Source organism: Arthrobacter sp. SLBN-122 (assembly GCF_006715165.1).
GTDB lineage: Bacteria > Actinomycetota > Actinomycetes > Actinomycetales > Micrococcaceae > Arthrobacter.
On sequence record NZ_VFMS01000001.1, the window covers coordinates 4,130,610 to 4,156,107 of the forward strand.

Consider the following 25,498-nt stretch of genomic DNA (forward strand, 5'->3'; position numbering starts at 1 on the left):
AGAAATGGGGCCCCGCCATTGCTGGCGGGGCCCCGTTTGCGTTGCCTGCGGTTGCGCCTGGTGCAGCGCTGGACGCGCTACTTCCGAACGATCAGTTCGGGGTTGGCCTGCTGGCAGACCTTGTCCCCCGCGGTCTGGTTGACAATGTCCTGGGGCAAGGCGGCTGCAGGACTGCCGCCTGCTTCGTAGGCGGTGCCGGAAGGGAAGTCGCTGCCAACATATACCTGCACGCCCGACACAGCCGGAGCCGGAATCATGAGGGTGGCAGGAATTCCCAGCAAGGCGGCGACATCGGCTGCCACGTCCTCGAAGCCATTGCCGTAATACACCGCTGTCTTGGCCACGGGCTGCGCAAGGAACTGGCCTGTCTGGGTGAAGCCGCCTGCCACCAACGCCTGCACGATTTCCTGGGACCGGCCGTTCACGCCGCTTCCGTTGGCAACGGTTACAGGCTGGATGGCCTTGTTGTAGGGCGGCACCGGCGGGGCTGTTTCGGTGGGGGCGGGAGAGGGTGTTGCCGTCTCCGTGGGTGACGGCGTGGTGGGGGCCGTGGGGTCGGTCAGGTCCACGTTCTTCCGCATTGCCGAGAACAGCTGTGCGCCCGCAGGCTCGGCGATGACCAACCGGTTGGGATCGATGGGCGCCGGCGTGGTGGGTACGGCCACGAACGCCACCTTGCCGATATCGATGTCCTTGAGGCGGTTGCCGATCGTCAGCAGCGTGGGGACTGAGGCCAGCCCGTCATCCACTGTCAGGTTCTGGGTGACGACGTCCGCGATCTTCAGCATCTTTGCGGGGTCGGACAGTGTTCCATCGTCCTTGATCTTGCGGGTCAGCGATGAGAGGAAACCCTGCTGCGCCTTGATGCGGCCGAGGTCGCCGCCGTCGGCAAAAGCATGGCGGGTGCGGAGGAAGGCAAGCGCCATCTCACCCTGGACGGATGATGTTCCGGCGGGCAGGCGCAGCCGGGAATCAGGGTCGTAGACGGCGTCGCTGATGCAGACTTCCACTCCACCCACCGCATTGGAGAGCTCCTTCACGGCGTTGAAGTCGGCCATCATGAAGTGGTCCACCTGCATGCCGGTGAGCTTGTTGACGGTGTCCACGGCACACCCGATGCCGGCCTCACTCATGGCCTCATTGATCATCACGCCGGTGCGTGCGGGGTAGTCCTTGCCGGTCTTCTTGTCCTTGCAATCGGGAAGGTCCACCAGCAGGTCACGGGGAAAGCTGATGACGTTGACGCGCTTGTTGTCCTCGGAGATGTCCATCAGCATCATCACATCGGACTTGCCGTAGCCGGTGGAATCATCGGCGGAGCCGTATCCGGAGTTCTTCCCGTCCCGAGTGTCCGAGCCAAGAATCAGGATCTGCAGTCTGCCCGTGGCATCGTTCCCCGGAGACTCCGTGCTCTCGCCGCCGGCATTCAGCGGCGCCCTGGAGATGTTGCTCTGGAGCCGGAAGAACCAGAACCCGGCAAAGACGATCCCGGCCACGAGGACCAGCGCCACCACGCCTGTCACGGCTTTCAGCCAGAGCGGCATTCCGCGCAGCGGGCCAAGGTGCCGCGCGGCACCCACATCATGGCTGTCCGCGTGGCGGGACAGCGGTCCCGGTCCGGCTGACAGGTCAGCCTCGTTGTCGCGTCTGTCGCGGCCTCGACCCACGTGGTGAACCTTCCTCTAAATACGAAATCCGGTCCATTTTAGTGGTCCAGTCTGGAAATCTTGCCTGCCGCGCTCCTGTGAACGTTCTTTTCGTGGGTCAGAAGCCCAGTTTGACCAGCTGTTTCGGGTCGCGTTGCCAGTCCTTGGCCACCTTGACGTGGAGGTCCAAGTAGATTCGCGTGCCCAGGAGTGCTTCGATGCCTTTCCGGGCGTTGGTCCCCACTTCACGCAACCGGCTGCCGCCCTTGCCGATGATGATGGCCTTCTGCGACGGCCGCTCGACGTAGAGGTTGACGCGGACATCCAGCAGGGGGCTGTCGTCCGGCCGGTCCTCCCGGGGGACGATTTCCTCCACCACCACGGCCAGGGAGTGCGGAAGCTCGTCCCGGACGCCCTCAAGGGCTGCTTCGCGGATCAGTTCCGCCACCATGACTGCCTCGGGCTCATCCGTCAATTCGCCGTCGGGGTACAGGGGAGGCGACGGCGGCATGTGGCTGATCAGCACGTCGGCAACAGTTTCCACCTGGAAGCCATCCGTGGCGGACACCGGAACAATGTCCTTCCAGCCGTCCTCTCCCAGCACCTCACGCCCCAGTGCCGCCACGGCGAGGAGCTGTTCCGTCAACGCCTGCTTGTCCACGAGGTCAGCCTTGGTGACAATGGCGATCACCGGTTTGCGGCCGACGGCGGCAAGCTGCGCGGCGATGAACTTGTCGCCGGGGCCGATCTTCTCATTGGCCGGCAGGCAAAACCCGATGGCATCCACCTCCGCCAGGGTATCCGCGACGAGGTCATTCAGGCGCTTGCCGAGCAGGGTGCGGGGACGGTGCAGGCCCGGCGTGTCCACCAGGATCAGCTGGGCGTCCTCCCGGTGGACGATGCCGCGGATGGTGTGCCGTGTGGTCTGCGGTTTGGCGGAGGTGATGGCCACCTTCCTGCCCACCAGCGCGTTGGTCAGGGTGGACTTGCCCGCGTTGGGCCTGCCGACAAGGACTGAGAACCCGGCGCGGAATCCGCCGAAGTCGTCCGGAGCCGCAGCCTTACTTTTCTTGCTCACGTGGAACTCCCTGCTGGGTTGCTTCGGCCTCTTCCAGGAGGCCTTCAAGGTCAGTCTCTACTCTTGGTACCGGCGCCGCAATGATATGGCTGACCCGGTTCCGCCGGCCTTCAAGCCGGTCCGCGCGCAGCGATACGCCCTGCACCTCCACGCTGCTGCCAACAATGGGGACGCGGCCAAGAGCCTTGGCCAGGAGGCCGCCTACGGTGTCCACCTCGTCGTCGTCGATTTCCAGGTTGAAGAGTTCACCGAGATCATCGATGCCCATCCGGGCACTGACCCGGTAGGACCCGTCCCCCAGCGCAACAGCTTCCGCGCTCTCGGTGTCGTACTCGTCCACGATCTCGCCGACAATTTCCTCGATCAGGTCCTCGAGGGTTACCAGTCCGGCGGTGCCGCCGTATTCGTCGATCACGATGGCCACGTGGGTGGACTCCTTCTGCAGTTCACGCAGGAGGTCGCTGACGGGTTTGGACTCCGGCACGTAGCGCACCTCGCGGGCCAGCGACTCCACCAGCGGTGGTTCCTGGTCCGTGCCCAGCTGGTGGATGACCGCGGCGACATCCTTGAGGTAGATGATCCCAATGATGTGGTCCGTGTTTTCGTTGATGACCGGGATCCGCGAGTATCCGGACCGCAGGAACAGGGACATCGCCTGGTGCAGGCTGGAGCCGGCGTCGATGCTGACAATGTCCGTCCTGGGAACCATGACGGCCCGCACCAGGGTGTCGCCGAAGTCGAAGACGGACTGGATCATCTCCGCTTCGGTGTCCTCGATCATGTCGGATTCGCTGGCCCGGTCCACGAGTTCGCGGAACTCCTGCTCACTGAAGAACGCGTCATCACCGCCGGGAGCCCCGGGGGCCGCCGAACTTCCCAAGGCCACAAGCCAGCCCGGAACCGGCCCCAGCACGCTGGTGAGGAACCGGACCATCGGGGCGGTGAAGCGGACCACGGCAGTGGAGTGCAGCCTGCCGAGCTGGCGGGGTGAAACACCCACGATCACGAAGCCCAGGAGGGCCATGATGCCCGTGGCCACGAGGCCGGCGAGCCAGACGTTGTCCAGCAGGCTGGCGATCAGGACGGCCACAGCCACCGCGGAAGCCATTTCGAACCACACACGCCAGAACCGCAGCGCCCTGGTGTGGGCTACCGGCTCGGCCAGGATCCGCCGCATGGCGGTCCCGCGGCTCTTGTGCAGCGCTTCTTCGGCGTCGTGACGGGGAAGAAAACTGAAGGCGGCTTCGGCCGCCGTCAGCAGGGCCGCGACGGCAAGGAAGACCAATGCCACCGCCACCAGGAGCAGTTGCGTCACTGGGTGGTCTCGGCAGGTGCTTCTTTGCCGGTGAAGCCGGACAGTAGTTCCCGCTGGAGCCCGAACATCTCGGCCTTTTCCTCCGGTTCGGCATGGTCGTATCCGAGCAGGTGCAGGATGCCGTGCGTGGTCAGCAGCAGCATCTCGTCCTGCAGGGAGTGGCCGGCGTTCCGGGCCTGGACCTTCGCCACCTGCGGGCAAATGGCGATATCGCCGAGCATGCCCTGGGGCGTGGGCCGGTCGGGCGTCCCAGGAGTCAGTTCGTCCATGGGTACCGAGAGCACGTCCGTGGCGCCCGGTTCATCCATCAGTTCAATGTGCAGCTTCTCCATGGCCGGCTCGTCCACCAGGAGGATGGACAGTTCGGCCTGCGGATGGATGTAGAGCTGCTCAAAAATGTACCGCGACAGGGCCACGAGCCCGGACTCTTCCACCTGGACGCCGGACTCGTTGTTCACCTCGATACTCACGCGTGTTCCCCCCGTTTTTCCCGGCCGGCTGAATGCTTGACCCGGTTCCGCTGGGTTTCATCCCAGATGCTGTAAGCGTTGACAATGTCCCCGACAAGACGGTGCCGAACGACGTCGGCGGCGTCCAGGACAGAGAAGCTCACGCCCTCAATGCCCTGCAGGATCTCCTCGACGATCCGCAACCCGGAACGCGTCCCAAACGGCAGGTCCACCTGGGTGACGTCACCGGTAACCACCATCCTGGATCCGAAGCCGAGCCGGGTGAGGAACATCTTCATTTGTTCCGGCGTGGTGTTCTGCGCCTCGTCGAGGATGATGAAGGCGTCGTTAAGGGTCCGGCCGCGCATGTAGGCCAGGGGCGCCACTTCGATGGTGCCGGCTGCCATCAGGCGCGGGATGGACTCGGGGTCCATCATGTCGTGCAGGGCGTCGTACAGCGGCCGGAGGTAGGGATCGATCTTGTCGCTCAGCGTGCCGGGGAGGAAGCCAAGCCGCTCCCCCGCTTCCACGGCGGGTCGGGTAAGGATGATCCGGCTGACCTCTTTTTGCTGCAGCGCCTGGACCGCTTTGGCCATGGCCAGGTAGGTCTTGCCGGTGCCGGCGGGGCCGATGCCGAAGATCACCGTGTTGGCGTCAATGGCGTCAACGTAGTTCTTCTGGTTCAGCGTCTTGGGCCGGATGGTCCTGCCGCGGCTGGAGAGAATGTCATGGGTGAGCACGTCCACAGGATTCTGCAGCGACTGGGTGCGCAGGAGGGACACCAGCTGCTGCAGCACCGCAGGCGTGATGACTGTGCCGCGGGCCACCAGGCCGCGGACTTCCTGGAGGAGCCGCATGATGCGGGGCACATCGCCTGAAGGGCCGCTGATGGACAGTTCGTTGCCGCGGGCATGGAAGTTGACGTCCGGGAACTGCTCTTCGATAAACCTCAGGGCCTCATCATGGCTGCCAAGTGATTGAACCATCTGGTCGGAGTTCTCAAAGAGGACCACTTCCGTCCGGGTGCCGGGCAGGGAGTGCGGGAATTCCCCCGGACCGCCGTCGCCCGTGTTGAGCCGGCGCTTACCATTTGCTGATTCAGTCATGGTGCTGGCCCGCAGGCCTGTGGTCCCCTCGAAGATCGACATCACTTGTTTGCTTTGGCTGATGCCGGCGCCCGTTGCCCGGTGCTCCTTGCCCCAGCGATCCCTCCATCTTACGCCAGCACCGGACCAGGCCGGATATCCGGCCGCAGTGGAACCTCGAACATGGAACATGGGCAAGGAGCCTCACGGGGGCTCTGGGGCGGCCTTAGGTATCAACTTCATATCGGCCTCATATCGTTCCCGTTGCAGTTGCGGTGGAGAAGGCAAAGAGCGCCGGAGCGGCAGCGCCATTGTGTAATGCTGGAAATCCAGCATCTGCTGGAACACCAGGCCGCCAGGGGGATCGGCCCGCCACCCAGGAAAGGACAAGGGCAGGACAGTGCCGGAAACCTCTGCGCCCGAAAGGGCTGGACGACCCATGGGCCGCCTGCGCCCCGCCGTCCTGGCAGGAGTCCTGGTTCTGGTTCCGGTCCTGGCGGCATGCACGGCCGAGGGCGGTCCCACCCCCACCGGCACCATCGCCTCGGTTCCGGCCACGGGCGGCACCATGCCAAATACGCTTTCCACCAGCGCCCCGCTGGAAACCACGCAGTCCTCCAACAAGGCCCCGGTCTACTGGATCGGCCGCAGCGGCGGGAACATCTTCCTTTACCGCGAATTCCGCGATGTCCCGGAGCAGGAGAACCCTGTCACCCGCGCCCTCCGGGCCATGATGTCGGAGAAGCCGCTGGACCCTGACTTCTTCACGCCCTGGCAGAACCCGGACAAACTGGCCACCTCGATTTCCGGCAAGGACGTCATCACGGTGGATGTTTCAGCCGACGCTTTCAACAGCAATCTCGACGCGGACATGGCTGCCCGCGCCATCCAGCAACTGATCTACACGGCAACCGCCGCGGCCGCCAGTTCCGGCCTGATCGACACGGGCCAGCAGATCCGGGTCCGGATACTTGTGGACGGCCACACCGACTACGTGGCGTTTGGCAGCGTCCAGCTGGGCGCGCTGATGACCCGCGCCGCCGGCCTGGTGGCCCCGGTCTGGATCATTGACCCGCAGGAGAGCGCCGAGGTTGCGGGGGGCAGCGTCAAGATCACTGGCCGCAGCACGTCCCCGGGGGCCAAGCTCCGCTGGCAGATCCTGCAGTCACCGGATGGAGGCAGCAAGGCACCTTTCCTCACCGGAGAAACCACGGCGGGGGCGGAACAGGGGCAGGCCGGGGTCTTCACGCTGGCCCTGAACCTTCCGCCCGGCGACTACGTGCTGCGGGTGGCCCAGGCCGGTTCCGGCGGGGAACCGGACCGGAACGAGGACACCAGGTCCTTTAGGGTCCGGTAGCCGTCCAGCGGCCAAGGACGTCACTGGCAAGCACGACGGCGGCGGGCCCGGCGGTGGAGGACCGCAGGACATGGTGCCCCAAGAGGGCGGTCACGGCGCCTTTATCGCAGAGTTTGGTTACTTCGCGCGGGCTGATGCCGCCCTCCGGGCCGACGACCAGCAGAATTTCACGGGGTCCCGCGCCAGCAGTCGACTGCCATCCCTCAAGGACCGTGCGCAGCGGCCGTACGGCGTCTTCGTGCAGGATGACGGCAAGGTCCGCCGCTTCCACGGCAGCTGAAAGCCCTGCAGTGTCGACGGCAGGCCGCACCTCGGGAATCCGGGCACGTCTGGCCTGTTTGGCGGCCGCGGATACGGTGGACTCCCATTTGGCGTGCGCCCGGGCGGCACGGTCACCCTTCCAGCGGACGATGGAACGTTCGGACTGCCAGGGTACGACCGCGTCGATGCCCAGTTCGGTGGCCGTCTCGATGGCAAGTTCGTCGCGGTCGCCCTTGGCCAGGGCCTGTACCAGCACCAGCCGGATGTCCGGCCTGTCTTCCACGGTAAGGGTCCCGCACTCCACCTCGAGACCGGAGGGGGCGGCAGAGACGACTTTCCCGGTCATCCGGGTGCCGGCCCCGTCGACAATGTCCACCGCTTCGCCCGGGGACAGCCGTTTGACGGTGACGGCATGGCGCGCCTCCGTCCCCTCGAGGACGAAGAGTTGACCGGCAGCCATGCCGTCCAGCGAACCGGCGGCTGTGAAGAAGACGGGGTTGCTCACCGCTACAGGTTACCGAGCCGGTCCCGGAGCTTGGCGAACATGCCGCCGCTGGCGGCAAGCTTGCCCTCGGTGATCTGTTCGCCACGGACCTTGGCCAGCTGGCGCAGCAGGTCCTCCTGTGCGGGGTCGAGCCTGCCCGGAGTGTCCACCTGGAGGTGGACCTTCAGGTCGCCGCGGCCGTATCCCCTGAGGTGTGTGACACCGAGGCCGCGCAGGGTGATGATTTCCCCCGACTGGGTTCCTGGCTTGACGTCGATCTCCTGGGTGCCGTCAAAGGTTTCCAGGCTGACGTCCGTGCCCAGGGCAGCCGCCGTCATGGGGATGTGCAGAGTGGCGTGCAGGTCGTCGCCTTCCCGCACGTAGGTGGCATCGTTGTTGACGCGGATCTCCACGTAGAGGTCACCGGCCGGACCGCCCGCGGGGCCGGCTTCGCCCTGTCCGGAGAGCTGGATCCGGGTTCCAGTGGCCACGCCGGCGGGAACCTTGATGGTCAGTGAGCGGCGGCTGCGGATACGGCCCTGGCCGCTGCACTCGTTGCAGGGGTCCTTGATGACCGTGCCGAAACCTTCACAGGTGCCGCAGGGGGCGGCCGTCATGACCTGGCCGAGGATGGAGCGGACGGCCCGCTGGACCTGGCCGCTGCCGCCGCAGATGTCGCAGCGTTCAGGATGGGTGCCGGGGCGGCAGCAGGACCCGTCGCAGGTGGGGCAGACCACGGCGGTGTCCACTTCGAGTTTCTTGTTGACGCCGAACACGGCGTCCCGGAGGTCGATCCGAACGCTGATGAGGGCGTCCTGGCCGCGCCGGACACGCGAGGCCGGACCGGACGTGCCGCCGGCGCCGAAGAAGGTGTCGAAGATGTCCTGGAACGCGAACCCCTGGCCCGCATAGCCTGCTCCGCCGAAGCCGTTGTCGGTGCCGTTCTCGTTGCCCGTGGTGTCATAGATCCGGCGCTTCTGGGGATCCGAAAGCACCTCGTAGGCGTGGGTTACGGCCTTGAACCGCTCTGACGCGTCTGCGCCGGGGTTTACGTCAGGGTGAAGGGTGCGGGCCAGCTTGCGGTAGGCCTTTTTGATTTCTTCGCCCGTAGCTTCGGGTGAGACTCCAAGGACGTCATAGTGGCTGCTCAAAATACGTATCTCTTCCTTGTTGTACTGCAATTCAATTCGGCGGCCCGGCTCTTGCTTCCCGGCCGGAGCAGGCTCCGGCGGCTAAGAGTCAGGGCCCCAAAATCCTGGAAAGGTAGCGCGCCACTGCCCTGACGGCGGCCATGGTGGTGGGATAGTCCATCCGGGTGGGCCCCAGGATCCCTACTTTCGCGGCACTGTCCGGACCGTAACCGGTGGCAACGACGGAGGCTTCGGCAAGGCCGTCGTACGGGTTCTCCCTTCCGATGCTGACAGCGACGCCGCGGTGGTCCTGGGCCATTTCGCTCAACAACCGCAGCATCACCACCTGCTCCTCAAGCGCCTCGAGCACAGGGCCGATACTGAGGGGGAAGTCCACGTTGGATCTGGCAAGGTTGGCGGTGCCTGCCATGACCATCCGCTCTTCCCGGCTGTTTTGTGCCAGGCCCTCCAGCCCGAGCGCCAGTGCGTGTGCCGCCTGCCGCTGCTGGTGCGGGGCTGCGGCCACGACGGCGGGCAGCGCCTGGGCCAGTTGGCTCAGCGGTGTTCCCCCCAGCGCACCAAGGAACCGGGTACGCAGTTCAGCCAGCGCGTCGTCGCCGAGGTCCTGCCCGACGTCGATCACCCGCTGCTCCACCTTGCCGCTGTTGGCAATCAGGACCACAAGGACCTTGCGGGGGGCGAGCAGGACGAATTCGATATGGCGGACAAGTGCCCTGCTCAGGTGCGGATACTGCACCACGGCAACCTGGTTGGTCAGCTGGGACAGCAGCCGGACCGTACGCTCCAGCACGTCGTCGAGATCGTCCGCGCCTTCGAGCAGGGACTGGATGGCGCGGCGTTCAGCGGCGGAGAGCGGCTTGACAGCGGAGATCTGGTCGACGAAAAGCCGGTAGCCCTTGTCGGTGGGAATCCGGCCGGCGCTGGTATGCGGGGCGGTGATCAGCCCCTCATCCTCCAGGGCAGCCATGTCGTTGCGGATGGTGGCGCTGGAAACACCAAGATGATGCCGCTCCACCAGGGCCTTTGACCCAACCGGCTCGCGGGAGTGGACGTAGTCCTCCACGATGGCCCGCAGTACTTCCAGCTTGCGTGGCTCGCTCACTCTCCACCTCCATCCCATGGTTCGGGGCGCATGCCCCTCCCGATGCAACCCACTGTTAGCACTCGACATGCCCAAGTGCTAACAGTCTATTATGCCTCGGCCCGTTGTTAGCATTGGTACCGCTCCGGGCGAAATTCCGGGGCTGAGGACCTAGCGCTAGGCGGATCGAATCCATGGATTACCAGAACTGGGGCCCACGGGGCATATCGGCTCCCGCGCGGACGGAACTGCCCGAGGTTCCCGTGGAGCGCGGAATGGTGCTCGAGGAAGTGCAGTCCGGCTGGGTGGGTGCCGTGACCCGTGTGGAGAAATCCGGCGGGATGCATGTGGTGGCGCTGGAGGACAGGCGGGGAAAGTCCCGTTCCTTCCGTCTTGGGTTCGGTTTCCTCCTTGAAGGCCAGCCCATCCGGCTGATGCCGCCGGCGCCGCGGACCGCGGCGGGTCCGGCAGCGGGCAGGACGGCGTCGGGATCGGTACGGGTGGCCGGACAGCGGGCCCAGGTAGCCAAAGCCAGCCGGATCTGGGTGGAAGGCAAGCACGACGCCGAACTGGTCGAAAAAGTCTGGGGAGACGACCTCCGGGTGGAAGGCATCGTCGTCGAGCCCCTGCACGGCATTGACGACCTCGCCGCAGCCGTGGCGGACTTCAGCCCCGGGCCCGGCCGGCGGCTCGGCGTCCTGGTGGACCACCTGGTTCCCGATTCCAAGGAGTCCCGCATCGCGGAAGCCGTCATGGCCTCCCCGGGTGCCGCCGGGAACGTCCTGATTGTTGGACACCCGTACGTGGACGTATGGCAGGCGATCCGGCCCGCTGTCCTTGGGATCGACAAATGGCCTGCCGTCCCCCGCGGGCAGGACTGGAAAACCGGGATCCTGAAGGCGTTCGGCTGGCCCCACGCGACCAAGGAAGATATCGGCCTTGGGTGGCAGAAACTGCTGGGCGCCGTGCGCACGTATGCAGACCTCGAAGCATCCCTGCTGGGCAGGGTTGAAGAAGTGATCGATTTCCTGACCGTGCCCTGAAGGGCGGCGGGCCGCCCGCGACCCAGTATTCTTGGTAGTGCGGTTCCTTATTTGAGGCACTGCAGCATTTTTCCGGCACTGCACGCGTTTTCACGCTCTGCATGCGCCGGAATCCGTACCCAGCACCACTTGCACCTTCGAAGGAACAGACTGTGGCAGAAAACGCACGTGATCACAGGGATGGCCAGGGCCGTTCCGAGTACCATGGCGTCCCCGCCAATGCCCTGCCGCTTACGGCCAGCGAAGACCGCCAGTGGGCAACACTCGCGCACTTCGGCGGGATCCTGGGCTGCATCCCCGCGCTGCTGATCTATTTGATCTTCCGGGACCGCGGCCCGTTCACCGCCCAGGAGTCCAAGGAAGCGCTGAACTTCAGCCTGCCGCCCACCATTGCCGCCGTGCTGGCCAACATCCTGGTGTTCATCCCTTACGTCGGGAACATTTTCGCGGTCATTGCCACACTGATCTGGGTGGCGCTCACGTGCTTCTCCGTCGCCGCCGGGATCCACGTCAACCGGGGCCAGCCGCACCGCTACCAGTACAACCTGCGCTGGATCAAGTAATCCCCACCGGCTCCCAGCCCTCGCAAGCTCGGGCCCTCGCCGCAGTGGGCCCACCCAGCGGCATCCTAGCCTCGCTTCGCTTCGGCCAGGGAACCCTGCCGGCGTGGGCCCGGCCCTTGGGGTCAGTCCGGCAGGACCCGGCGGACTACTGCGTCTGCCAGCAGCCTGCCCTTCAAGGTCAGGACCAGTCGGCCGCGGAACGCAGCGGCAGGATCCACGAGGCCGTCGGCGATAAGCCCGGCCACCTCGTGCCGTCCACCGGCGCTAAGCGTAGAGAGGTCAAGGCCGGACTGCAGGCGCGCTTCCAGCATGACCCGCTCCAGGTTCCTGGTTTCCGCGTCCAGGGTTTCCCGGCCGGCGGCGGGCGAGAGCCCCTGGGACAGCCTGTTCGCATAGGCCGACGGGTGCTTGACGTTCCACCAGCGGACCCCGCCCACGTGCGAGTGCGCGCCGGGCCCGATTCCCCACCAGTCGTCACCCCGCCAGTAGGCCAGGTTGTGGCGGCAGGCCTGTTCCGGAGTCCGGGCCCAGTTGCTGACCTCGTACCAACCAAGTCCGGCCTCGGTGATCAGCTGGTCGGCGAGCTCGTACTTATCGGCGTGGTCGTCGTCGTCAATTCCGGGAACCTCGCCCCGGCGCATCTGCGCGGCCAGCTTGGTGCCCTCCTCGACGATCAGCGCGTACGCGCTGATGTGGTCCGGCCCGTAGGAGAGCGCGGTCTCCAGGGAGTGGCGCCAGTCGGCCAGCGACTCCCCCGGCGTCCCGTAGATCAGGTCCAGGCTGACAGCCAGTCCTGCCTCGCGCGCCCACTGCACCACCTGCGGCACCCGGCTCGGGGTGTGGGTGCGGTCCAGGACCTTCAGGACATGTGGAACTGCGGACTGCATGCCGAAGGAGACCCTAGTGAAGCCGGCTTCCTTCAGGACGGCAAGGGATTCGGGTGTGACGGAATCCGGATTCGCCTCCGTGGTGACCTCGGCGCCGTCCTCAATGCCCCACTGGTCGATGGCAGCCCGAAGGATCATGGCCAAATCGTCCGCGGGCAGCAGCGTGGGTGTGCCGCCGCCAAAAAAGACGGTGCCCAGCTTCCGGGCAGGAACGCCCGACGCCGAGAGGACCTTCGCTGCCATCGCCACCTCTGCCGCTGCCGTGCCGGCATACGCATCCTGGGAGGCCCCGCCGCCGAGTTCCGTGGCGGTGTAGGTGTTGAAGTCGCAGTAGCCGCAGCGCACAGCGCAAAACGGGATGTGGACGTACAAGCCGAACGCCCGGTCCGCCGCACCCTCCGCTGCCTGGGGAGGCAGCAGACCGTCCGACGGCGCCGGGTCACCGAGGGGAAGAACGCTGGGCATCAGCGGGCCCCCCGCTGCGCGGTGATCACTTCTTCTTGGCCTTGTCCTTTGATTCGTCGGTGGTCAGGGCGGCGATGAACGCCTCCTGCGGCACCTCCACCGTCCCCACCATCTTCATGCGCTTCTTGCCTTCTTTTTGCTTCTCCAGCAGCTTGCGCTTACGCGAGATGTCACCGCCGTAGCATTTCGCCAACACATCCTTGCGGATGGCACGGATGCTTTCGCGGGCGATGATCCTGGAGCCGATGGCTGCCTGGATGGGCACCTCGAACTGCTGCCGCGGGATGAGTTCACGGAGCTTGCCGGTCATCATCACGCCGTAGGCGTACGCCTTGTCCCGGTGGGTGATGGCGCTGAAGGCATCCACCTGTTCGCCCTGGAGCATGATGTCGACCTTCACCAGATCGGCAACCTGCTCGCCGTCGGCTTTCCAGTCCAGGGAGCCGTAGCCCCGGGTCTTCGACTTCAGGATGTCGAAGAAGTCGAACACAATCTCAGCCAGCGGCAGGCGGTAACGGATTTCCACCCGGTCCTCCGAGAGGTAGTCCATGCCGCCCAGGACGCCGCGGCGGGCCTGGCAGAGTTCCATGATGGCACCGACGAATTCGCTGGGCGCCAGGATGGTGGCGGACACCATGGGCTCGCGGACCTCGGCAATCTTACCGGAGGGGTACTCGCTGGGGTTGGTCACCCGGACTACCTTCTTGTCCTCAAGGGTTACCTCGTACTCCACGTTCGGCGCCGTGGAGATGAGGTCGAGGTTGTATTCGCGCTCCAGGCGTTCGCGGGTGATCTCAAGGTGCAGGAGGCCCAGGAAGCCCACGCGGAAGCCGAAGCCGAGCGCAGCGGAGGTCTCCGGTTCGTACACCAGCGCGGCATCGTTGAGCATGAGCTTTTCGAGGGCGTCACGGAGCACAGGGTAATCGGCCCCGTCCAGCGGGTACAGGCCGGAGAACACCATCGGCTTGGCATCGGCGTAACCGGGGAGCGACTGGGCTGCCGGCTTGGCCAGGTTGGTGACGGTGTCGCCCACCTTGGACTGCCGGACGTCCTTCACGCCGGTGATGAGGTAGCCCACTTCACCGACGCCCAGGCCCTTGGAGGGTGTGGGTTCCGGCGAGCTCACGCCGATTTCCAGCAACTCGTGGGAGGCCCTGGTGGACATCATCTGGATGCGCTCGCGGGGGTGGAGCATGCCGTCCATGACGCGGACATAGGTCACCACGCCGCGGTAGGTGTCGTAGACCGAGTCGAAGATCATGGCACGAGCCGGCGCATCGGGGTCGCCCTTCGGCGCAGGCAGGTCGCGGACAATCTTGTCCAGGAGGGCTTCCACACCGACGCCGGTCTTACCGGAGACGCGCAGGACGTCCTCCGGATCCCCGCCGATCAGGCTTGCCAGCTCGGCTGCGTACTTTTCGGGCTGCGCCGCAGGCAGGTCGATCTTGTTCAGCACCGGGATGATGGTGAGGTTGTTTTCCATGGCCAGGTACAGGTTTGCGAGCGTTTGGGCCTCGATGCCCTGCGCTGCGTCCACCAGCAGGATTGCGCCCTCGCAGGCCGCCAGGGACCTGGACACCTCGTAGGTGAAGTCCACGTGGCCGGGAGTGTCGATCATGTTCAGCGCATAGCTGACGCCGTCCACCTCCCACGGCATGCGGACGGCCTGGGACTTGATGGTGATGCCGCGTTCACGCTCGATGTCCATCCGGTCCAGGTACTGGGCCTTCATGTCCCGGGCCTGGACCACTCCGGTGGACTGCAGCATCCGGTCAGCCAGTGTGGACTTGCCGTGGTCAATATGCGCGATGATGCAAAAGTTCCGAATAATGGCCGGATCTGTCGCGGCGGGCACCGGTGCGGTGCGGGCCATGGGAGACACGCAGGGTCCTTACTGTTGGCATTTCTGCAGCCACCGGCAGGCACGCGAAAAGGCGCCAGCGGTCCAGCCACACATCTTGAACATCCAGTGTCCCACGTCCCGGACCCCCGCACCGCATCCTGACAGGGCCGTACAGCGTATGTCGGCGGAGCCCCCGCCGATAGGCTTACGCGATGGCCATCGATCTCCGCTCCCTTGGAAACGCCGTCCGCCGCGGCCTGCGCATACTGCAGAAACGGCGCTCCACTCCGCCGGTACCCGGCCGGGACCAAGGTCCGGGCGGCAGGCGCCCCGCATCCGGCGGCGCTCCCGCAATTAGTGCCCGCTATCCCGGTGACTACCGCGGCCGTGCCGCCGTCCGCTACGCACCCCAACCGGACGGCGACCCGGATCCGGGCGAAGTGGTGTGGGCCTGGATCCCCTACGAAGAGGACCATGGCAAGGGGAAGGACCGGCCCGTGCTCCTGGTGGGGCATAACGGCCCGTTTCTCCTGGGGCTGATGCTGACCAGCCGGGACAGGGTTCCCGCCGGCTCGGCGTCCACCGAGTACATTGACCTTGGTGCCGGGGGTTGGGACAAGCAGGGCAGAGCCAGTGAAGTGCGGCTGGACCGCATCCTGCAGATCCGCCCGGACAGCATCCGGCGGGAGGGCGCAGTGCTGGACAGGGCGCTGTTTGAAAAAGTGGCGTCTGGGCTGCGCCGGCGACACGGCTGGACCTGAACGCCCCAAATGGCCAGTGCCGCCGCTGACCTGCTATTCTTTATTGCTGTGTGTCCGTGCAGGTCGACGGTCACTGATGGCTGGCCGCCATAGGTATCCCCACGCCGCTCAGTCAAGGCCAGCCTGAAAGCCCTCTAGACCATTTCCGCATTACAAAGAGAGTTCACACGTGGCGAATATCAAGTCCCAGAAGAAGCGCATCCTGACCAACGAGAAGGCACGCCTGCGCAACAACGCAGTCAAGTCTGAGCTGAAGACGGCCATCCGCGCCGTCAACACCGCCGTTGAGTCCGCTGACAAGGAAGCTGCTACTACTGCGCTCGTTACTGCCAGCCGTAAGCTGGACAAGGCTGTCAGCAAGGGTGTTCTGCACAAGAACAACGCAGCGAACCGCAAGTCGGCGATCTCCAAGAAGGTCAACGCACTCTAAGGTTTCCAGTTCCCACGAACTGATGGTGTGGCCGGTACCGGAAGGTACCGGCCACACGCTTTTAAGCCTGGACCTGCCTGCGCGTGTGCTATCTGCCCTGTACTGACATGGCGATGACGGTCACGGCGTGCTCGACGGCGTAGACAGGGTCCCGGGACAGGCCCTTGACCTGCGCGTCGGCCTCCGCCGTGGCCTGGATGGAGCGCACCAGGCCTTCGGGGGTCCAGCGCCGGACGTCGCGCTGTGCCTGTTCCACCAGCCAGGGCTGCATGCCCAGTTCGGCCGCGATCTGGGCGGAGGATCCCGAGGCGCCGGCCACCCGCGCAACTGTCCTCAGCTTGGACGCGAGGGCTGCCACCAGGGGCACAGGGTCGGCACCGGTGGCAAGGGCATGGCGCAGCGTCGACAGGGCCACGGGGGCGTTCCCTGCCATTGCGGCGTCGGCAACCTTGAATGCTGTGGCCTCGATCCGTCCGCCGTAGTACTTGTCCACAGTGTCAGTGGTGACAGTGCTCCCGGCGTCGGCGATCAGTTGCGAGCAGGCGGCGGCGAGTTCTGAGAGGTCCGCGCCCACGGCATTGACCAGCGCCTGGACGGCGTCCTGGTTGATGCGGCGTCCGGCCGCCTTGAACTCCGCCATGACGAACGCGACCTTGTCGGCGTCCTTCTTCAACGGCTGGCAGTCAACAACCGGCCAGCCGCCTTTCCTGACGGCATCGAGGAGCTTCTTGCCGCGCGCCCCGCCGGCGTGCCGAAGCACCACGACGGCGTCCTCTTCCGGGTGCTTCAGGTACGCCAAGGCATCGGCAAGGAAGGCGTCGTTCATCCCTTCCACGGCTTCCACTTCAATCAGCTTGCTTTCACCGAACAGGGAAGGGCTCACCTGCATGGTCAGTGTGCCGGCCTCATACCCTGCGGCGTTGATGCGGCTCAGCTCGACGTCCGGCGCAGCCGCCCGGACCTGGGACCGGATCCTGTCCATGGCCCTGATTCCAAGGTAATCTTCCGGCCCGCTCACTAGTACGATGGCGGCCGGGGCTACGTCCCGCCAGGAGGCTGTGTTCGACGCCGGGGAGCGGCTTGCCCGCTTTTGCGCAACGGCCATCGAAGGTCCCTTCCGGAGGTGATATTGCAGTATCCCAGCCTGCCACGTCTGCGGCCGGGGTCCAAGCTGCGACGACGGGGGAAGCGCTGCGGCCCCGTCTCCATCAGCCCGATCAACGCCATGGTAACGCCGTGCGCTTCCCGGATTTTCCGGAGAAGCCTAAGCGGCCGAACCACTGCCCATACGGCGGCAAGGGTCACGGCTGACAACAGCACCATGGACAGCAGCCCGGGCAGGCCCTCCGGCCAGGGAAGGGCGGAGCCGGGCAGCTGAGCCGCGAACCTGGCAACGGCGGCGACGCCGGCACAGAACATTCCGGCCATGGCTATCAAGACCGTCCCAGCCCACGGCAGCACGACCACCAGGGGTACCGCGGCCGTTCCCAGCAGGGTCACCGGAGCCACCAGGGGCGATGCGAGGACGTTCGCCACCAGTGAGTAGGTTGCAAACTGCGGCTGCAGGAGGACGATGACGGGCCCGCATAACAGCTGTGCGGACAGCGGAACCGCGACGGCCGCGGCGGCCCATCGGGGCACCGCCACGGGGATCCAGCCGATGATCGGCCGGCCCAGCAGAATGATTCCCAGCGTGGCCAGCACCGACAGTAGGAAGCCGAAGCTGGTTCCCAGTACAGGGTCGGTCAGCAGGAGCCCGATGACGGCCAGGCAAAGGAAGCTCAGTCCCCGCCCTGACCGTCCGCCGGCCAGGGAAGCCACGCCGATGGCACCCATGAGCGCTGCGCGCAGGACGCTGGCGTCCGGGCCCACCAGGACCACGAAGAGGGCCAGGCCGGAAAGGGCGGCGGCTGCGGCAGGAGCACGGGACAACCTGAACCGCCGGCACAGCAGCAGCAAAGACCCCAACACGAGGCTGCAGTTTGCCCCGCTGACCGCTGTCAGGTGAGTCATCCCCACAGCCTTCATGGCGTTGTCCAGTCCCTCGTCCAGCGCGCTGGTGTCACCGGTGACCATCCCGGGCAGGAGTCCGCGTGCATCGGGGTCCAGGAAAGCGGAGGCGGAAACAAAGCGTCCGCGAAGTTCCCTGGCTGATCCCTCCAATGCCGAGCCGCCCGTGGCCTTGAGGGGAGCCGTTGAAGCGGCCAGCGTTCCTGCCTCCTGCTCCCCTGGCTCCACGGGACGCAGCTTGCCCGATGCACGCAGCGTTTGCCCCGGCAACACCCCGCCCCATCCATGCCCGCCCATGACAGTGAGGCGCGCCCGTGTCCGCACCAGCACGCCGCCGGTAGTCAGTTCCTGCGTCCACACCGGCACGGACCACCGTCCCGACGACCCGCCCTGGCCCGCCATGGCCCGCGGGTTTCCCGCCACCTCAACGACGACGACCGCTGACTTGCCGGCGTTGACCGCCTCGGCCAACGGCCCGTCAAACCGTTGGCTGGAGGACGTAGCGGAGTGCGCTGCGGCGGCAGCGGCCAGCATCAGGGCGACGCCCAGCGCGGCGGGGAAGCTCCGTCCCCTGGCTTTGCGGCGCCAGGTCCCTTCCTCGCGGCCGACGGCGGGACAGAGCTTGCGAGCCCGTCCGCCTTTGGCTGCATGGACAAGGAGGAAGCCGCCCAGTGCCACCAGTGCGGAGCACAGGACAGCCAGCCCCACGGGCGGCAGCCAGAGCCCGGCCACTGATGCGCTCCATACCAACACTGCCGGAAGGGCGAGGCGGAGGTCTGTGCGGCGGCGTCGTCCCGCAAGGCTGGAATCATCTTCTTCCCCGGCCTTGCCATCGTTGGCCAGCCGCTTGCGGACATGGACCACAGCACGCGCCCAATACCCGCGGAGCGGGGGTTGCTCTTGCAGGCACCCGCGCTGTTTTGCCGGCACCCCCGGTGTAAACGGGACTGCCCCAGGGGATAGTGGAGAGGGTGTTTCCGAACGCTCCGTTGCACCCGGGGGCGGCAGGGCCCGCGGATCCATTCCCGCACCCTGCACGGCAGACTCAATAAACCGGTTCCAGGGACTGGGCCGCGGACTTGTGCCGCTGGAGGCGGGGCCACCCCTCCCCTGCCCTGCACCCGTGCGGCGCGCGTCCGGTTTCGCTCCCATGGCGGTCAGACCGTCACCAGTGGCAGCAGGGCTTCAAGCATTTTGGGCCCGACTCCATCCACGGCATCCAGCTCTTCGACACTCTTGAAGGAGCCATGTTCCTTCCGCCAGTCGACGATCCGCTGGGCCAGCACCGGCCCTACCTTTGGCAGTGTGTCCAGCGTGGCAGCGTCCGCCGTATTGAGGTTGACCTTTCCACCAACAGATCCAGTGCCGGAGGCCCCCGTTCCAGCTCCGTCCGTGCTGTCCGGCCCTGCAGCGTCCGGTGCGGCGGACAGCGGCTCCCCGTGTTGCGGAACGTAGATCTTCTGCCCGTCCTCCACGACGAGTGCAAGGTTAAGCCTGTTCACGTCGGCCTCCTGTGCCGCACCGCCCGCGGCAGCGATGGCGTCGTCAACGCGGCTGCCCTGTTGGAGCCGGATGACACCGGGTTTAGCCACGGCGCCGGCAACATGAACCACTACTGCCCCGGCCGACGCAGCGCCGCCCTGCCCGCTGCCGGCCTCGGGTGAGGTTGCCGTCCCGCCCGGGGCGGCCCCACTGTCCCCATCAGCCAAGCCGGCACGGGGAGGCCCACTGGAACTGGCAGCGCTCAAGGGAAGTACCTCCGGAGCGGCCGCCCCGGCCTGCCACCAAAACCAGGCCGCCGCCGCCACGGCCAGGGCAGCAAGCAGCACGGCGACACGGAGCCCCACCCGCCATCGAAGCGAAGGCGCCCCGCTGGAACCGGCCCCGGAGCCACGGCTGGGTTCAGTTCCGCCCGCGCCGCCTGTTTCTCCAGTTCCGCCCTGGTCGCCGGAGCCGCGGTACACAAAACCGTCAAGGCCCGGTCCGTCCTCCAGGAGCCCGGGAGCGCCGGCCCCCAGGGTTGCCCGGAGCCGGGCTCTCACATGGCGCGCCTGCTGACCTGCTGCTCCAGCATCCCGGCGTGACATAGCTCCACCCTAGGAACACGGGCGGTTGCCCGGCAGCAGCCAAAGGCGCTATGTGGAAAGATGCACTCCGGCCCCCGGCCCATCCGCCGTCCTGCCCACGATGACCGCAAGCACACCCAGCCCCGCATGGGCAGCCAAAACCGCCGGAAGGGAGCTGATCTGGGCAGGAGGACAGTCGGGAAGCGCCGCTTCCAGCCTCGCGGCCAGGCTCTCCGCCTCTTCCGGGTTACCGAAATGATGGACGGCCAGGCGCACGGACCCGGCCGGATGCGCTGCCGCCTCGGCCACCACGATTTCCTCCAGGCGCGCCACTGCCCTGGCGCCAGAGCGCACCTTCTCCAACGGGACGATCCTGCCGCCGTCGACCGCCAGGATGGGTTTGATGGCAAACACGGTGCCCAGAAGCGAGGCCGCCGCGCCGATGCGTCCGCCGCGCCGCAGCTGTTCCAGACTGGGGACGTAGAAGAAAACCTTGGTCCGGGCTGCCTGCGCCCCTGCCGCCGCAGCCACCCCGGCACAGTCGGAACCCGCTGCGGCTGTCTCCACCGCGGCCTGCACTGCCATCCCCTGCGCCATGCCGACGGTTCGGGTGTCCACCACTTCCACCGGGATCCCCACCCTGGCCGCAGCCAGCCGGGCAGCATCCGCGGTGCCGGAAAGTTCCCCCGAGATATGGACGGAAACGACTGCCTCGAATCCCCGGCGTTCGGCAGCGCGGTACGCCTGTTCAAATTGCCCTGGTGATGGCCTGGAGGTCTTGACCTGGGTTCCGGCGGCCAGCGCCACGGCGATGGTCTCCAGGATGTCGTCTTCACCCTCGCCATAGATTTCCGGGCCCACCATGACGGGCATGGGTGTCACGGTCAGGATGCCGTCCTGCGGAAGGCTGCCTGAATAGTCCGCAGGCAGGGCTGCTGCGGAGTCGGTGACGACGGCGGTGCGCACCCCGGCGCGGGCGCCGTCATGTCTGGTCCCCGGCCTGGCTCCGGGACGGAGGCCGGACAGCCGTGAACGGACCCATGGCCAGGCGGCGGCATTACTGTCAGGCAAGGGGCCTCCTGGAGACAGTGTCCGGCTCAGTTGGCACCGGCCGCCGGAAAAGCTCCGACGGCCGGTGGGTGCTGCGGGTGCAGCAGTTATGCCGGAACGATGTTGACCAGCTTAGGGGCACGGACAATGACTGTCCTGATGCCCCGGCCGTCCAAGGCACGCTGGACGTTTTCCGAGGCCAGGGCCAGCTCGCGGAGCTGATCCTCGGAGACGTCCGGAGACACCTCAAGCCGGTCGCGGACCTTGCCCTGTACCTGCACCACGGCGGTGACCGCGTCCTGGACCAGGAGCGCAGGGTCGTGCGCGGGCCAGCCTGCGTTGGCTACCGATGCCGGGTGGCCCAGCAGGTTCCACATGTCCTCCGCGGTGTACGGCGCGAAGAGGCTGAGGATCACGGCGACCGCCTCGGCAGCTTCGCGGACTGCCGGGTCCGCTGCGCCCGCGCCGGAGTCGATCGCTTTGCGGGTGGCGTTAACCAGTTCCATCAGCTTTGCCACCACGACGTTGAACTTGTTGGCGTCCAGGAGCTCGGCGGCGTCGGCGATGGTGCGGTGCGTTACCGAACGCAGGGCGCGGTCTCCGCTGGTGGCGTCCACGCCGGGCCCGCTGGTTACGTCCTGGGCCAGGCGCCAGGCGCGGGCCAGGAACTTCGCAGAGCCCGACGGCGAAACGTCGGCCCAGTCGACGTCGTCCTCCGGCGGAGAGGCGAAGACCATGGTCAGCCGGACCGCGTCCACGCCGAACTTGTCCAGCTGCTCACCGAGGTCAACACCGTTGCCGAGCGACTTACTCATGGCCTTGCCGCCGTTGAGCACCTGGCCCTGGTTCAGGAGGGCACTGAACGGTTCGTCGGCCTCAATCATGCCCAGGTCGTGGATGACCTTGGTGAAGAAACGGGCGTACAGCAGGTGCAGGATGGCGTGCTCCACACCGCCGACGTACTGGCCCACAGGCATCCAGTCGTTGATCTTCTCCGGATCGAAGGGGCCTTCGGTGTAGTGCGGGGAGACGAACCGCAGGAAGTACCAGGAGGAGTCGACGAAGGTGTCCATGGTGTCAGTGTCCCGTTTGGCCGGGCCGTGGCAGGACGGGCATTCCACGTTGACCCATGCTTCGGCAGCCGCCAGGGGCGAGGTGCCCTTGGGGGCGAGGTCCTCGCCACGCAGGTCTGAAGGCAGCGTGACCGGCAGCTGCTCGTCCGGTACCGGAACCTCGCCGCAGGACGGGCAGTGGATGATCGGGATGGGAGTGCCCCAGAACCGCTGCCGGCTCAGCAGCCAGTCGCGGAGCCGGAAGTTCACGAACTTCTCGCCGGTGCCCTGCCGCTCCAGCATGGCGATGGCGGCCGGGATGGCCTCGGCCTTGGGCAGGCCGTCGAGCCCACCGGAGTTGATCAGGGTTCCCTCCCCCGCGGTGGCCGTGCCGGTGACGGCGGGATCCTCCTCGCCGGTGTCCAGGACAGCGCGGACCGGCAGGCCGAAGGCGCGGGCGAAGTCCAGGTCACGCTGGTCGTGAGCGGGCACGGCCATGATGGCGCCGGTGCCGTAGTCCGCCAGGACATAGTCCGCAGCCCAGACCGGCAGCTTTTCCCCGTTCAGCGGATTGATGGCGTAGCGGCCGGTGAAGACGCCGGTCTTTTCGCGCTCGGTGGACTGGCGTTCAATCTCCGAAAGCGCCTTGACCCGTTCGCGGTATTCGTCCAGGGCGGCCGCGTGCTCGTCCGTGACAAGGTCGACGGCGATCGGCGCGTCGGCGGCCACCACGAAGAAGGTTGCACCGTACAGGGTGTCCGGGCGGGTGGTGAAGACCGTGACCTCCTTGGCGGGCTTGCCGCCGTCGGCCTCGATCACGAAGTTGACGTGCGCGCCTTCAGAACGGCCGATCCAGTTCTTCTGCATGGCCAGCACGCGCTCCGGCCAGTGGCCGCGCAGTTCATCCATGTCGTCCAGCAGGCGGTCGGCGTAGTCGGTGATCTTGAAGTACCACTGGTTGAGCGACTTCTTGGTCACGGTGGTGCCGCAGCGCTCGCAAGCGCCATTGACCACCTGCTCGTTGGCCAGCACGGTCTGGTCCTTGGGGCACCAGTTGACCGGGGAGTTCTTCCGGTAGGCCAGGCCGCGCTCGTAGAAGCGTTTGAACAGCCACTGGGTCCAGCGGTAGTACTCGGGGTCTGAGGTGTGCAGGCGGCGCGACCAGTCAGCGGAAATGGCATACCGCTTGAAGGACGCGGCCTGGGTGTCGATGTTGGCGTAGGTCCACTCGCTGGGGTGGGCGTTGCGCTTGATGGCGGCGTTCTCCGCGGGCAGGCCAAAGGAGTCCCAGCCGATTGGGTGCAGGACGTCGTACCCCTTCTGGCGCAGGTAGCGGGCCACCACGTCACCCATGGCGAACGCTTCGGCGTGGCCCATGTGCAGGTCACCGGAGGGGTACGGGAACATGTCAAGCACGTAGCGGCGCTCCCGGGACCCGTCGTCCACCGGGGTGAAGACCTTGAGGTCTTCCCACACCTGGGGCCATTTGGCCTCCATGGCGGTGAAACTGTAGGTGCCCTCTTCAGGCTCCGCCGATACTGTTGTTGCTGTTCCGGTCTCTGTCTCCGGCTGAACGCCCACTGCTGCCCTCTTCTGTTCTGTTACGGCATCTGTGCTGCCATAACGGCCTGATCCTCCTGCTGCCGGTCCGGTGCAATGCCCCGGACACACAAAAGCCCCTCGCCAAGGGAGGGGCTGCCGCTCAGCTGTCCTATATTCGGAGCCGGCGGCTAACTAAGCAGAAGGATCGCACGCATGGATCTACTTTAGCGCACCGGCACGCGGCCCGCCGCAGCCAGGGGGCGTCCCCGTTGCATTACCCGGGGGAAGCGCGCATGATCATCCCACAATGCAGGGAGGCGGCACACGATGTCAGAGGCAAGCACCGCCGGCTTCGCGGAAGGGGTACCCCTCTCCTTGTGGCTGGCGACCGCCGGCGGCACCGACTTTCCCAAGCTGCGCGGTACGGTCGAAGTAGACGTGGCAGTCATCGGGGGCGGCATTGCCGGCCTGACGGCAGCGCTGGCCCTGAAGCGCTCGGGACGCTCGGTGGCAGTTCTCGAAGCGGGCCGGATCGGCACCGGCGTCACAGGCCACACCACCGGCAAGGTGACCTCCCTGCACCGCCTGGCGTACACGGAGCTGGACCGGACCCATGGAAGGAGCGCCGCCCGAATCTACGGACTCGCCAACCAGGCCGCCGTGGAGCACGTCGCCGGGGTGGTGGCGACGGAAGGCATCTCCTGTGGTTTCCGCCGGGTTGCCAACTACACCTTCGCCGCCGGTGGGGACGCCCTGCCGGCGGTCCGCGCGGAAGCCGGCCTCGCCGCCGGCCTCGGCCTTCCAGCTGCGTTCACAGCCGAGGTGCCCCTCCCGTTCCCTGTGGCGGGCGCCGTCCGGTTTGACGGGCAGGCTCAGATCCACTCCGTGCAGTACCTCCAGGGGCTCGCCGCCAGGGTGGACGGGGAGGGCAGCTTCGTCTTTGAGGGGACCCGCGCGAACGACCTTCAGGAGGGAACCCGGGTGAGGATCGCTGCCGAAGGCGGCACGGTGCTGGCGGCTGATGCAATCGTTGCCACCAATGTCCCCTTCGGGGACCATGGCCGATTCGAAGCGCTCTGCCCGCCGCACCGCTCCTATATCGTTGCCGCGCCACTGGACACCCCCGCCCTGGACGCCACCTTCATCAGCGCCGATGAACCCATGCGCTCGTTGCTGACCGTCCACCTGAACGGGATGACCTATCTGTTGACCGGCGGCGAGGGCCACCCCGCCGCCGAACCGGTCGATCCGGCGTCGCGCCATGCCAGCCTGGCAGCCTTCGCGCGCAGCCAATTCGGCGCCGGACCCGTTGCCTACCGCTGGTCCACCCAAGACGCGATGCCCCTGGATGGACTGCCCTATGCCGGTCCCCTGAATCCCGACAGCCGCCATGCCTTCGTCATTACGGGCCTGCGCAAATGGGGACTGACGAACGGTACCGCCGCCGCCCTGATGCTCGCAGACCTGCTCAACGGCACACCCAACGACTGGGCGCCTTTGTTTGACAGCAGCCGCGCGCCGTCACCGACCGTGACACGGCCGGAAGTGTCAACGGCACCAACGCCGGCCGGTACCGGGAACATTGACGGGACCCGCCCGGACGACGCCGCACGGCAGATAGCGGACCTGGCTCCGAACGACGGCACGGTCATTGAAACCGCCGGGGCAAGCAGCGCGTATTTCCGGGACGAAGCGGGACGCATCCACGCCGTATCCGCCATCTGCACCCATCTGGGCTGCACCGTGGGGTTCAACCGGGGAGAACGCACCTGGGATTGCCCCTGCCACGGTTCCAGGTTCGACGTGGACGGGAAGGTCATCCAGGGACCCGCCACCGAGGACCTGCCGCAGCAGCCTGCGCCGTGACACGCTGCACGTG

21 protein-coding genes are annotated in these 25,498 nt (G+C 66.5%); 6 read left to right on the forward strand and 15 right to left on the reverse strand.

The genetic code is table 11. The features are described from left to right. Nucleotides 1-77: 77 nt before the first annotated feature. The 5 genes from FBY36_RS18965 to FBY36_RS18985 all read right to left on the reverse strand — a co-directional run bounded on the left by FBY36_RS18965 (nucleotide 78) and on the right by FBY36_RS18985 (nucleotide 5,594). Entirely contained in the window at nucleotides 78-1,667 is a 1,590-nt protein-coding gene (locus FBY36_RS18965; RefSeq protein ID WP_142121928.1) for an LCP family protein, read from the reverse strand. A gap of 97 nt (nucleotides 1,668-1,764) precedes the next feature. Then, a complete protein-coding gene (era, locus tag FBY36_RS18970) occupies nucleotides 1,765-2,724 on the reverse strand; it encodes a GTPase Era (protein ID WP_142121930.1) in 960 nt (319 codons plus the stop codon). Next, on the reverse strand, nucleotides 2,708-4,039 hold the full coding sequence (locus FBY36_RS18975; protein ID WP_142121932.1) for a hemolysin family protein: 1,332 nt from the start codon (nucleotides 4,037-4,039) through the stop codon (nucleotides 2,708-2,710). The genes era and FBY36_RS18975 overlap by 17 nt, the downstream gene beginning before the upstream one ends. Next, on the reverse strand, nucleotides 4,036-4,509 hold the full coding sequence (gene ybeY, locus FBY36_RS18980; protein ID WP_142121934.1) for an rRNA maturation RNase YbeY: 474 nt from the start codon (nucleotides 4,507-4,509) through the stop codon (nucleotides 4,036-4,038). Before ybeY ends, FBY36_RS18975 begins: the two co-directional genes overlap by 4 nt. Continuing rightward, nucleotides 4,506-5,594 (reverse strand): PhoH family protein, encoded by a 1,089-nt coding sequence (locus tag FBY36_RS18985; RefSeq protein ID WP_142121936.1) that lies wholly within the window; start codon nucleotides 5,592-5,594, stop codon nucleotides 4,506-4,508. The genes ybeY and FBY36_RS18985 overlap by 4 nt, the downstream gene beginning before the upstream one ends. A gap of 418 nt (nucleotides 5,595-6,012) precedes the next feature. Here FBY36_RS18985 and FBY36_RS18990 point away from each other — a divergent pair, with 418 nt between their 5' ends. After that, nucleotides 6,013-6,930, forward strand: coding sequence for a GerMN domain-containing protein (locus tag FBY36_RS18990; protein ID WP_142121938.1), 918 nt, complete (start codon nucleotides 6,013-6,015; stop codon nucleotides 6,928-6,930). On the opposite strand, the gene FBY36_RS18995 is transcribed toward FBY36_RS18990, so the two are convergent. The 3 genes from FBY36_RS18995 to hrcA all read right to left on the reverse strand — a co-directional run bounded on the left by FBY36_RS18995 (nucleotide 6,917) and on the right by hrcA (nucleotide 9,928). After that, nucleotides 6,917-7,696 carry a 16S rRNA (uracil(1498)-N(3))-methyltransferase gene (locus FBY36_RS18995; protein WP_142121939.1) on the reverse strand — a complete coding sequence of 260 codons (780 nt, stop codon included), beginning with the start codon at nucleotides 7,694-7,696 and terminating at the stop codon, nucleotides 6,917-6,919. The genes FBY36_RS18990 and FBY36_RS18995 overlap by 14 nt on opposite strands. A gap of 2 nt (nucleotides 7,697-7,698) precedes the next feature. After that, complete coding sequence (gene dnaJ, locus FBY36_RS19000) at nucleotides 7,699-8,826, reverse strand: molecular chaperone DnaJ (protein ID WP_142121941.1); 1,128 nt, start codon at nucleotides 8,824-8,826, stop codon at nucleotides 7,699-7,701. Between the two features lie 88 nt (nucleotides 8,827-8,914). Further along, nucleotides 8,915-9,928 carry a heat-inducible transcriptional repressor HrcA gene (gene hrcA, locus FBY36_RS19005; RefSeq protein ID WP_142121943.1) on the reverse strand — a complete coding sequence of 338 codons (1,014 nt, stop codon included), beginning with the start codon at nucleotides 9,926-9,928 and terminating at the stop codon, nucleotides 8,915-8,917. Between the two features lie 173 nt (nucleotides 9,929-10,101). Here hrcA and FBY36_RS19010 point away from each other — a divergent pair, with 173 nt between their 5' ends. Next, nucleotides 10,102-10,950, forward strand: a complete 849-nt coding sequence (locus FBY36_RS19010) for a DUF3097 domain-containing protein (RefSeq protein ID WP_142121945.1) — start codon at nucleotides 10,102-10,104, stop codon at nucleotides 10,948-10,950. Nucleotides 10,951-11,102: 152 nt separating this feature from the next. Next, nucleotides 11,103-11,513 (forward strand): DUF4870 domain-containing protein, encoded by a 411-nt coding sequence (locus FBY36_RS19015; protein ID WP_142121947.1) that lies wholly within the window; start codon nucleotides 11,103-11,105, stop codon nucleotides 11,511-11,513. A gap of 122 nt (nucleotides 11,514-11,635) precedes the next feature. On the opposite strand, the gene hemW is transcribed toward FBY36_RS19015, so the two are convergent. Together hemW and lepA are read right to left on the reverse strand one after the other, a co-directional pair. Beyond that, complete coding sequence (hemW, locus tag FBY36_RS19020; protein ID WP_142121949.1) at nucleotides 11,636-12,865, reverse strand: radical SAM family heme chaperone HemW; 1,230 nt, start codon at nucleotides 12,863-12,865, stop codon at nucleotides 11,636-11,638. Nucleotides 12,866-12,890: 25 nt separating this feature from the next. Then, nucleotides 12,891-14,747 carry a translation elongation factor 4 gene (gene lepA, locus FBY36_RS19025; RefSeq protein WP_200830534.1) on the reverse strand — a complete coding sequence of 619 codons (1,857 nt, stop codon included), beginning with the start codon at nucleotides 14,745-14,747 and terminating at the stop codon, nucleotides 12,891-12,893. Between the two features lie 173 nt (nucleotides 14,748-14,920). Here lepA and FBY36_RS19030 point away from each other — a divergent pair, with 173 nt between their 5' ends. Both FBY36_RS19030 and rpsT read left to right on the forward strand, forming a co-directional pair. Next, nucleotides 14,921-15,469, forward strand: a complete 549-nt coding sequence (locus FBY36_RS19030; RefSeq protein WP_142121951.1) for a type II toxin-antitoxin system PemK/MazF family toxin — start codon at nucleotides 14,921-14,923, stop codon at nucleotides 15,467-15,469. A 169-nt stretch (nucleotides 15,470-15,638) separates the two neighbouring features. Next, entirely contained in the window at nucleotides 15,639-15,899 is a 261-nt protein-coding gene (gene rpsT / locus FBY36_RS19035) for a 30S ribosomal protein S20 (RefSeq protein ID WP_043454339.1), read from the forward strand. Nucleotides 15,900-15,987: 88 nt separating this feature from the next. On the opposite strand, the gene holA is transcribed toward rpsT, so the two are convergent. The 5 genes from holA to leuS all read right to left on the reverse strand — a co-directional run bounded on the left by holA (nucleotide 15,988) and on the right by leuS (nucleotide 23,658). Then, nucleotides 15,988-17,004 carry a DNA polymerase III subunit delta gene (gene holA, locus FBY36_RS19040; RefSeq protein ID WP_142121953.1) on the reverse strand — a complete coding sequence of 339 codons (1,017 nt, stop codon included), beginning with the start codon at nucleotides 17,002-17,004 and terminating at the stop codon, nucleotides 15,988-15,990. Further along, nucleotides 16,938-18,773: a ComEC/Rec2 family competence protein gene (locus FBY36_RS19045; protein WP_235008895.1), complete on the reverse strand. Its 1,836-nt coding sequence runs from the start codon at nucleotides 18,771-18,773 to the stop codon at nucleotides 16,938-16,940. The genes holA and FBY36_RS19045 overlap by 67 nt, the downstream gene beginning before the upstream one ends. 293 nt (nucleotides 18,774-19,066) lie before the next feature. Beyond that, a complete protein-coding gene (locus FBY36_RS19050) occupies nucleotides 19,067-19,996 on the reverse strand; it encodes a ComEA family DNA-binding protein (RefSeq protein ID WP_200830535.1) in 930 nt (309 codons plus the stop codon). A 48-nt stretch (nucleotides 19,997-20,044) separates the two neighbouring features. Beyond that, nucleotides 20,045-21,046, reverse strand: coding sequence for a DegV family protein (locus tag FBY36_RS19055; protein WP_142121957.1), 1,002 nt, complete (start codon nucleotides 21,044-21,046; stop codon nucleotides 20,045-20,047). An 86-nt stretch (nucleotides 21,047-21,132) separates the two neighbouring features. Beyond that, nucleotides 21,133-23,658, reverse strand: coding sequence for a leucine--tRNA ligase (gene leuS / locus FBY36_RS19060; protein ID WP_142121959.1), 2,526 nt, complete (start codon nucleotides 23,656-23,658; stop codon nucleotides 21,133-21,135). 288 nt (nucleotides 23,659-23,946) lie between these two features. On the opposite strand from leuS, the gene FBY36_RS19065 reads away from it, so the two are divergent. Then, nucleotides 23,947-25,485: an FAD-dependent oxidoreductase gene (locus FBY36_RS19065; RefSeq protein ID WP_142121961.1), complete on the forward strand. Its 1,539-nt coding sequence runs from the start codon at nucleotides 23,947-23,949 to the stop codon at nucleotides 25,483-25,485. Nucleotides 25,486-25,498: the final 13 nt, after the last annotated feature.